This is a genomic window from Saccharothrix longispora, assembly GCF_030852425.1.
GTDB lineage: Bacteria > Actinomycetota > Actinomycetes > Mycobacteriales > Pseudonocardiaceae > Actinosynnema > Actinosynnema longispora.
Genome location: NZ_NSDM01000035.1, coordinates 19,545 through 28,725 on the forward strand (window position 1 = coordinate 19,545; position 9,181 = coordinate 28,725).

The 9,181-nt window shown below is 72.4% G+C and carries 10 protein-coding genes; 1 reads left to right on the top strand and 9 read right to left on the bottom strand.

Annotated elements, in window-relative coordinates:
* Positions 1-17: 17 nt before the first annotated feature.
* From CKY47_RS36420 to CKY47_RS36455, 8 genes are read right to left on the bottom strand one after another with little or no spacing between them, the layout of a single operon-like run.
* A complete protein-coding gene (locus CKY47_RS36420) occupies positions 18-206 on the bottom strand; it encodes a hypothetical protein (RefSeq protein WP_306750940.1) in 189 nt (62 codons plus the stop codon).
* A 55-nt stretch (positions 207-261) separates the two neighbouring features.
* Positions 262-822: a hypothetical protein gene (locus tag CKY47_RS36425; RefSeq protein ID WP_306750941.1), complete on the bottom strand. Its 561-nt coding sequence runs from the start codon at positions 820-822 to the stop codon at positions 262-264.
* 12 nt (positions 823-834) lie between these two features.
* On the bottom strand, positions 835-1,833 hold the full coding sequence (locus tag CKY47_RS36430; RefSeq protein WP_306750942.1) for a C40 family peptidase: 999 nt from the start codon (positions 1,831-1,833) through the stop codon (positions 835-837).
* Between the two features lies 1 nt (position 1,834).
* Positions 1,835-2,443 (bottom strand): hypothetical protein, encoded by a 609-nt coding sequence (locus CKY47_RS36435; protein ID WP_306750943.1) that lies wholly within the window; start codon positions 2,441-2,443, stop codon positions 1,835-1,837.
* Entirely contained in the window at positions 2,443-4,347 is a 1,905-nt protein-coding gene (locus CKY47_RS36440) for a hypothetical protein (protein ID WP_306750944.1), read from the bottom strand. The genes CKY47_RS36435 and CKY47_RS36440 overlap by 1 nt, the downstream gene beginning before the upstream one ends.
* Positions 4,344-7,205, bottom strand: coding sequence for an ATP-binding protein (locus CKY47_RS36445; protein ID WP_371320802.1), 2,862 nt, complete (start codon positions 7,203-7,205; stop codon positions 4,344-4,346). The genes CKY47_RS36440 and CKY47_RS36445 overlap by 4 nt, the downstream gene beginning before the upstream one ends.
* Positions 7,186-7,680: a hypothetical protein gene (locus CKY47_RS36450; protein WP_306750945.1), complete on the bottom strand. Its 495-nt coding sequence runs from the start codon at positions 7,678-7,680 to the stop codon at positions 7,186-7,188. Before CKY47_RS36450 ends, CKY47_RS36445 begins: the two co-directional genes overlap by 20 nt.
* A gap of 3 nt (positions 7,681-7,683) precedes the next feature.
* Positions 7,684-7,962 (bottom strand): hypothetical protein, encoded by a 279-nt coding sequence (locus CKY47_RS36455; RefSeq protein ID WP_077008017.1) that lies wholly within the window; start codon positions 7,960-7,962, stop codon positions 7,684-7,686.
* A 504-nt stretch (positions 7,963-8,466) separates the two neighbouring features.
* Here CKY47_RS36455 and CKY47_RS36460 point away from each other — a divergent pair.
* On the top strand, positions 8,467-8,790 hold the full coding sequence (locus CKY47_RS36460) for a ParB family protein (protein WP_306750946.1): 324 nt from the start codon (positions 8,467-8,469) through the stop codon (positions 8,788-8,790).
* A 272-nt stretch (positions 8,791-9,062) separates the two neighbouring features.
* Here the strand turns inward: CKY47_RS36460 and CKY47_RS37265 are convergent, their stop codons facing one another.
* Positions 9,063-9,173, bottom strand: coding sequence for a hypothetical protein (locus CKY47_RS37265; protein ID WP_472909121.1), 111 nt, complete (start codon positions 9,171-9,173; stop codon positions 9,063-9,065).
* Positions 9,174-9,181 lie beyond the last annotated feature (8 nt).

Consider the following 9,181-nt stretch of genomic DNA (forward strand, 5'->3'; position numbering starts at 1 on the left):
TGCACCCTAGACCGGGTTCAGCGCTCGTCCCACTCCTCGTCCGCCTCGTCGTGGACCTTCGTCCGCTCGCGCGCCGTCTCCAGCGCGTGCCGCGCCGCGGCCTCGTCCGGGTACGGGCCCATCCGGTCGGCGCCGCGGCAGCCCGCGCCGTGCTCGACCGTGCGGTGGGTCAGGCAGTAGTACCACGCGTTCGGATCAGCAGCCATGATCCCAGGTTTCCATGCGCGGGCACGCATGTCATGTCGGCGGCGGGCCGTCGGATCACGGCCGGCGCGGCGGCGGCGCCTGCCTCCCGGGGGCCTGCTGGACCGGCAGGGGGCCGGACTGCGGGTACGCCGGCTGCGGGTACGCCGGCTGCGGCACCGCGGGCGGCTGGGGGAACCCGCGCGGCGGCGTGTTCTGGTTGGCGTTGGCGTGCTCGCCGGGGATCGGGTCGAGGACCGACACCAGCACCGTCTGGCGCTCGGGGTCGGTGATCAGCTTGCCCGTGCGGTCCCGGTACACCAGTTCGCCGTCGGCGTCGATCTCCACGATCGCGCCCACCTCGGCCAACTGCTCCTCGTCGAGGTCGACCAACCGCTCCCGCCGCGACGGCACCACCCGGTACAGCGGCCAGTTGAGGTGGGCGTAGGTGCGGTGGAAGTCGGCCAGCAGGTGTGCCATCTGCTGCTGCCAGGGCAGCGGCATGGCCTCGACCAGCGAGCGCGGCAGCACCGCGTAGCCCTCGTCCACCCCCGGCGGGCGCGTGTTCAGGTAGTCCCGCGTCGGGGTGCTCGACGCGGGCGGCCCGGCGTGGCGCTGGATGGGGTCGTGGTTGAACACCGTCGTGCCTCCCTACACGCCCGGCCGGACGGCCAGTGGCATCAACTCGTGGTAGTCCCAGTTGAGCTTGCTGATCTTCACCACGTCGCCGGTCTGCGGCGCGTGGATGTACTCGTCGTTGCCCAGGTACATGCCCACGTGGTGCACGGTGACGGGCTGCGCCGGGTTCGTGGCCCAGAAGATCAGGTCACCGGCCTTGGCCTCCCGGACGGGCAGGTGCGCGCCGCCCGACATGTACTGGTCGTTGGCGACGCGCGGGATCTTCACGCCCGCCTCGCCGAACGCCTTGACCAGGATGCCCGAGCAGTCCCACGCGTCGGGCCCGTTGCCGCCCCACAGGTACGGCTCGCCGAGCTGCTGCCGGGTGAACTCGATGGCGGTGGCCGCCGCGTTCGACGCGAGCAGGAAGTCGCCGACGGCCTCGCCGCACCCGGCCGGGTCGACGACGTCGCCCTCCTTGCCGATCAGGAAGGCCGCCATCGCCTCCCAGTTGTGGTAGCGGTCGGGGAACGCGGAGCGCTCCACGTCCTGCGCCGAGTCGCCGGGGCGCTGCTCCTCCCAGTTCGGCAGGGCCAGCAGCACGTCGTAGAACTTGTTGATCGCGTAGACCGGGTCCGTCACCTCGGCCGGCGTGCCCCAGCCCATCGACGGGCGCATCTGGAAGATGCCCAGCGAGTCGCGGTCGCCGTAGTCGAGGCTGCGCAGGCCCGACTCGGTCATGCCCGCCTGGATCGCGATCTGCCAGGCCAGCGGCGGCAGCTTCCGCTCGCGGCCGATCTTGATGATGTTCGCGACCGTGGTCCGCTGCTCCTCGGTGAGCCGGTCCGCCTCCGCCGCGCCCTTCTCCTGGCTGCCGCCCTCCCACGGCCCGAGGGAGGCGTTGCAGCTGGCCATGCGGATCTGCCCGGACTCGTCGGTCGGGGTCTCGTTGATGACGGTGGACACGCCGTTGGTCACCGTGACGGCGACCACGGCGACCACGGCCGCGACGGCCAACGCGATCTTGAGCATGTCAGCCCACCTTCGTGTACTTCTGGACGCGCCAACCCTCGGGGAGCCTCGCCACCGTCACGACGAGCTTGCCGCTCTCCAGCTTCGCCTCGAACTCCGCCGAGTCGGGGAACGACTTCGCCGCCGTGACGGCCTGGTCGATCACCACCGGCACGTTCGCGGGCTCGACCGACTGGAGGCGGGGGAACAGCTCGTCCGCGGTGAACGCCTTGAGCCCGTCGAGCCACTGCTCCTTGGTGGTCTTCCCGGGCTGGTAGTCCGCGTAGGCGTCGATCCACCCGTCGGCGACGAGCCGCGCGTTCGGGTCCACCGGCACCGAGGTGCCCGCCGGCGTGGGACTGGGCGCCTTCGTCGGCAGCGGCGAGGTGGTCACCGTCGGCAGCACGCCGATCTGGTTGCCGCCGGACGTGGCGCCGGTCGCGGGCGTCGTCGTGCCGGCGGGGTTCGCGGTGGAGCGCGGCCCGAGCGCGTTGGGGATGACGAAGCCCACCACGACGACCAGCGCGAAGAACAGGATCAGCGCCGTGGCGAGGTGGCGGGGCGACCGCAGCGGCCACCCCCACAGGCGTCGGTAGACCGCGGTGCGCCCGCGGTTCGTCCTGATCGGCATCAGCTGTCCCTGACCTCAAGCCCGCGTGAGGGCCGGTAGATCACGTGGACCTGCCGTCCCGCCACGACCTCCGTCTCCGCCCGCCGCGGGCCGGGCACCACCGGGGTGTCCGCGACGCGGGAGAACCCGCTCGCGACCCGTGACGGCACCAGCACCGCGTCGTCCACCCGGTCCCACCCGCGGTCCGCCACCGGCGGCGCGTCCACGACCCGCGACCGCCCGGACGGCAGCGCCGCGGAGTTGCCGTACCCGCCGGCCGGCAACGCCGCCACCCCACCGCCACCGCCACCGACCCCGACCTCACCGACGCTGTTGCCGGCCCGGTCGAGCCGCTGCGAGGTGGCGACGACGGGGTTGGCCGCCTCCGGCCGCACCCGCCGCCGGTCGCGCTGCGGCACCTCGGGACCGTCCGGGTCCGTGTCGCGCACGGTGTCCCAGAACTCGTCCTGCGGCGTGGGGCCTTCCTTCTTCTTGCGCAGCCGGGACAGGACGCCGCCGCGCATCGGCAGCGCGTTGCCCGCCGTGCCGACGGACATCTCGACCATCTGCCACATGCGGCGCATCGGCTTGCCCACCATGAAGCAGACGAGCGTGAGCATCAGGCCCAGCAGCGTCCTGGTCAGCAGCGTCAGGCCGGTGGCGTTGAAGATCGCCTGGAGCAGCAGGGCGTGCGTGCCCGCCAGCACCGCCAGCACCAGCACGTTGAACACGGTCACGGCGGCGGCGCGGGCGACCTTGCGCAGCAGGTCGTGGTGGATCAGGGCGACCAGGCCGATGAGCGGCCCGGCGAGCGTCAGCACCCGCAGCAGCAGCTGCGCGAGCAGCACCGCGGCCTTGGCGAACAGCTGGAACAGAGAGAAGGCGACCGCTTGCAGCAGCGACAGGAACCCGGCGCCGGTGCGACCGCCGTCGTCACCGGTGAAGTAGCCCTGGGTGGGGCCGAGCTGGGTGTAGATGTTCTCGAACTCGGCCTTCTTGGCGTCCAGGGCGGTCTGGTCGCCGTCCTTGTGCTCGGCCAGCTCCTGCACCGTCCACGCCTGCGCGGCCAGCAGCTTCGGCCCGAACTCGGCGGCCTGCGGCGCCTCGGGCGCGCCGAACTCGCCGCGCAGCCACGACTGGTAGACCACCGAGTCGTGCAGGCGCGACGGCAGCACGTCGAGCGTGTCGGAACCCTCCTCGACGTCGATGAAGCCCGCCTGGATCTCGGACGTCTTGGTGACGAGGGTGTTGTCGAGCAGGTCGTAGAACTGGGGCAGCGCCAGCGTCGAGGTCGCCAGCCACATCGCGGCCAGCGCCCACATGCCCCGCTTGGAGATCGACGCGAGGTCGCCCTGCCAGATCTGCCGGAACATCAGCACCGCGAGGATCAGCGCGACCAGGCCGAACCATCGCAGGTAGACGTTGTCGTAGACCTTCTGGACGCCGTCCCGCACCGCCTCGTCCAGCGGCTGGAGCAGGCCCTGGCCGACGACCGTGTAGTGCAGGGCGTTCGTGGCGCCGACGATGTTCTTGCCGACGTTGAACAGCTCGTTGCCCATCCAGGTGTCGAGCACCGGGGTGGCGTTCGGGATGGAGCACTTCTCCTGGTACGTGTGCCACACCATGCCCGCGTACCCGTAGGTCAGGTAGGGGGTGTCGGGCAGGCCGTTGCCGATGGGCGGGTCGATCGCGCCGACCATGCCCGAGCCCGGGCGTTCCGGGTTGGGCGCCTCGCCGCAGGGCGCGGCCTGCGCCGGCGTGGCCCCGATGACGACCTGGAGGGCGATGATGCCCACCACCACGCCGAGGGCGCGCCAGCGGTGCGGGCGACCGTGCGTGAGCGTGCCCTCGTCACGGGCACGTCTGAACCGCCGCCGCGCGTAGAGCGCGACGGCGACCAGCGCCGCCAGCAGGAGGGTGCTCATGCCGCGCCCTCCCGCCCGTTGCGGCGGTTTCCTCCCTCACCGTGGGTCGACTCGACCAGTTCGTCGGCCAGGCCGACTTCCAGGTCGGCCGCCAGCTCGTCGTCGTAGTCGTCGGGGTGCTGCTCCGCGTGGGCGAACGGGTCCTGGGGCGGGGACGAGACCTCGACCTCGGTGGACTCCGCGCCCTCGCGCAGGGCGTCCGGGGTGGTGTCGAGCGAGTTGCGCAGGTGCTCCAGGTGCGGTCCGGAGAAGTCGACCCGGATGCGCTCGACGCCGCCCGCGCCGTCGCCGAAGATGAACTGGCGGGGCGCGCGGTCGCGCTCGGTGCTGTTGCGGACACCGCCGGGGCGACGCCCGAGGGACGCCACGACCTGCTCGTAGCCCGCCCCCACCGGGACCTTCAGCAGCCGCAGGGCGTCGGCCTGCGCCTGGTCGTCGTCCAGCCGGCCCACGAACACCGAGTCGAGCAGGGCCACGAAGCCCTGGATGCGCAGGAAGTCCGCCGGGATCTGGGACGACAGCAGCACGCGGACGTTCCACTTGCGGGAGTCGCGGGCGAAGCGGTTCATCAGCACGCGGCCCGTGGGCACCTCGGACAGGAAGAACGCCTCGTCGATCCAGACGCCCTTGCGCAGGTCCTTCGGCCGCTCGTAGATCGAGCGCTGGGTGAGCCACGCGGCGAGGTTGAGCATCTCCACGCCGAGGGACTCCGCGTCCGTCCAGTGCTCGCGGCCCGTGCCGTCCTTCGGCAGGTTCAGGCCCGCCATGGTGAGGACGGTGAGCCGGTCGTCGCGCGCCTCGTCGTACGGGTCGAGGTCCTGCTCGGGGATGAGCAGCGACATGCGCTCCCGCATCTCGTCGAGGAAGTCGGCGACGACGACGGCGTGCTCGTGGTGCTCGGACGAGTCGCGGCGAAGCGCTTCGAACACCTGGCCGGGGTGCGCGTCGGGCCTGCCGCCGACGGTGCGGACCGCGCGCAGCAGCACGATCCGGGTCTGCGGCAGCCGCGCGACCTCGTACGGCAGCAGGCCGGTGAGCACGTCGAGCACGAGGCGGCGGCGGGTGGCCGCGGCCAGCGCGCGCTCGCGCCGCCACGTCCGCTCCGGGTCCTCCTCGTCCATGAAGTGCTCGAGCATGGGCTCGGCCACCACGCGGTACGGGTTGAGGATGCCCGCCTGGGCGTTGAGCAGGTTGATCGGCCGGGCGTACGGGCGCAGCTCGGGCAGCTCGCACAGCGCGGCCAGCGGACCGGACGGGTCGAGCAGCGTCCAGTGGGCCCCGGCGCGCAGCGTCTTGTAGACGATGCCGCCGCCGAGGAACGACTTGCCGGCGCCGAGGCCCGCGACCATCGCGGTCAGGCCGGACGAGTCGCGCAGCTCCTGCGCCATCCACGGGTCCCACGCCACCGGGCGGCGGGTCGCCGTGACCGTCTCGCCCAGCAGGATGCCGCGCCGGTCGCCCACCTCGGCCGTGGCCGTGGGCACCGCGCTGGCCGCCCACAGCACCGAACCGCGGCGCAGGTACGCCGACGACGACAGCGCCTCGCCCGGGATGAACTCGCGGGCGATGGCGTACTGCGCCTCGGGGTGCTCGATGGCGACCTTCGGCTTGTAGAGGTCGAGCAGCGCCTGGGCCAGCCGCAGCGCCTCGCGCTCCGTCGGACCGGACACCGCGAGCCGCCACCAGCTGCGCACCCGGGTGCCCAGGGCGGTGAAGCCCGACGTCATCTCGTCGTCGATCTCCAGCACCCGGGACGCCTGCCGGGCCAGCGACTGCGGCGGCTCCAGCTCGTGCTCGTCGGTGTAGTGCCGGACCTGCGAGCGCACCTTCGACATCTGCCGCTGGAGCTCGCCGGAGACCTCTTCGGGACGCCGCACGTAGATGCGCGCCGACCACTCGACGGCGGCGGGCAGGCGGTCGGACCGCTGCACCCACGGGTCGTCGACCTCGGGGATCTGGAGGCCGTGCATGAGGCCCACGGTGAGCACGGCGACGTGCCGCTTGATGCCCGCGTTCGAGCCGGTGCGCCCGCGGACCGTGACGGTCGGCGCGTACGGCTCCTGGTGGAAGTCGGCGGCGTCGGTGAAGGACGCCAGGTCCTCCGGCTCCCACGGCGCGCCGGGCACGGCGGGCAGGTTGCGCGGCGCGGGCAGGCCCAGCGAGCACGACCGGTGCATCAACCAGGACATCTCCTCGGCCGTCGCCGGGCGGCCCTCCAGGCCCGCGGAGCCGATCACCTGGTCGAGGTGGTCGATCTCCGACTCGATGGCGACCAGCTCGGCGTCCACGGCGTCGGGGAAGACCTTGCGCAGCACGGGGGCGGCGCGTTCGACCGCGCGGTCCATCATGTTGCGGGTCTGCACCTGGACGCCCAGGTACACCTCTTTCTCCGCCATCGAGCGGCCCATCAGCTGCTGCTGCTCGCCGACCATGTAGTCGTCGAAGCTGAGCGTGCCGGGGGTGTCCGGGAGCCGGCGCACGGCGTTGTGCACGTGGGCCTCGGCCCACATCCGGATCGGGTACGGCCGGGTCGTCACCCGCAGGTGCATCCAGCGGCCCTGGAGCTCGGCGTACTGGCCCGCGATGGCGGCGATCAGGTCCTGGCGCTGCGAGTCCGAGCGGAACGACCACCGCTGCGGCGCGAGCTTGTACCAGGCGTAGACCTCCTGGCCGGTGCGCAGCAGGTGGCCGTCGATGCTGCGCGCGGAGATCGACGGGGTGTAGCTGGGGACGGCCTGCTCGCCGGGCAGGCGACGGCCGCGCTTGCTGTAGACCTTGCGGTCGTCGCGCGCGGCGGCGGCGTGCTGGGCGACGTGCGCAGCGGAGCGTCGGTCACGGTCACGCCGGCGTCCGAACACCGCGCACCTCCTTCTTACGGCGATCTGGCCCGGGCTGCTGGGTTCGTGGCTGCTGCTGGGATCGGGTGGCGTCGCTGGCGCGTTTCGCCCCCTTCTTCGACGTGACACGCCTGCGGGGGCGTTCCCGGTTGACCCGGATGCGGGCGGCGCTGGCGGCGCCGCCCCTGCCCGAGGTCGTCTCGCGCGGCGCGGTCAGCTCACGCACCCACATCGCCGTCACCGACGAGAGCGGGCGTTCGTGGCTGATCCGCGTGCAGATGAACCTGGTCAGGGCGATCGTGATCACGAAGCCCCAGCCGGTGTTGATGAAGTCGAACCCGAAGCCGAGCTGTCGCTGGAGCGCCGTCACCAGGAGGAAGACCACGATCCCGACCCCCCACGCGACGTAGCGCGCCCGCCACGGGAAGGTCGCCTTGGGCGGGCCGAGCCAGACGGCGTCGACCCGGTAGACCTCGTCGTCAGTGCGTACCCGCAAGGGTCACCCGCCGGTGAACAGGCCCGCGATCCACGAGCCGATGTTCGCGCCCGCGTTCGTGGTCACGGCCAGTCCGATGATCGCCAGCGCGATGATCACGCCGCCGAGGCGGCGCATGACACCCGCGTTGTCGCCCTTGCCCCCGCCGAGCCACAGCAGCAGGAGCGCCACCGTCAGCAGGAGCAGGGGGACGAGGTTGTCGAGGATCCACTGGCGAACCCCGCCTGTGCCCAGGGCGGGCGGTTGCTGCTGGGCGAGTGTTACCAGGGTCATGGCGGTCATCTCGTACTCCTGAGTACGCAGGACGTCGCCGGGCGGGCCGAGGGGTGCCCGTCCGGTTCGTGCGCTATCGAGTAGAACACGTCTTCGTCACTAGGTGTATCGGTCGACTGGCGGTGGGTAGATCAATAAGCGTTCCCCTGTGGGTCGATTACGTCTAATCTGACCACAGACATGATGAGTCCGGGGAAGCCGGTGGAGAACCTGGGGCCCTTGATTCTCCCGATTGCTGAGACAGTTCACCCGACTGCGAACTTCCTGGTCACGCACCGTACGCAATATTGCGGGCCCCTCGTTCGCCGACCAACCCAGTGTGGCCCGTCCGGCCCAGTGAAAGGTCCGAACGGCTCGCACCCGACGGAGTGACGACGCCGAGGAGGCTCGCTCATGGCCCAGCCATCGGAAGCCGTGCCCGAACCAGCCGCCGGAGTGAACGAGATCACCGTGGCGGTGGTGGTTCCCGACGGTGATCAGGTTACCGGGGCTGGGCGCCAAACCGGGCGGCGGGTGCAGCGGACGGTCAACTTCGACCGGGACGTGCTGGAGCGCGCCAGGGCCGCCGCGACCTACCTGGCGGCCTACGAGGCCACGGCCGGCGTGCGCAGCCTGGCCGACATCGTGAACCCCGCCGTCGCGGCGTACGTGGCGGAGCTGGAGCGCCGCTACAACGACGGCGAGGCGTTCCGCCCGGTGATCCGCATGCCGCCCGGCCGGCCCGCCCGGCGGGCGCCGGCCGAGCCCCCCGCCGGGGTTCCGCCGCCCGGCGGCGCCGACGCCCCGGTCGACCGGGGCGCGCCGGTGGCCGCACCGCCGGACGACCTGGTCCTCTGACCCGCCGCCCGGGCGTCGCCGCCCGCGGCCCCACCGGCGGACACGGCCGGAAGGGCCCCTTCCGACCCCCAGGTGCGGAAGGGACCCCTCACCGCCGCCCCTCGGACGGGACGCGCGTCGTCCGCGTTCCACAGGGGAGGACCCGCGACCGGCGCCCCTGATACGGCGGACCACCCGAACGGCGTCGACCCGCCACCCGCGCGGCCCCCTCCCGCACCCCGGTGGAGGCGCGGGAGGGTCCTCCGGGCAGCGCGGCCCGGCAGGCGGGGCGATCAGCTGGAGCCGGAGATCTTCCAGAAGCCCACGGTCGGCAGGGTGTCCGGCCCGACCGGCCCCTTGCCCCAGAAGTAGTCGTCGAAGTTCGCGATCCACGAGTTCCCGATCGGCCCCA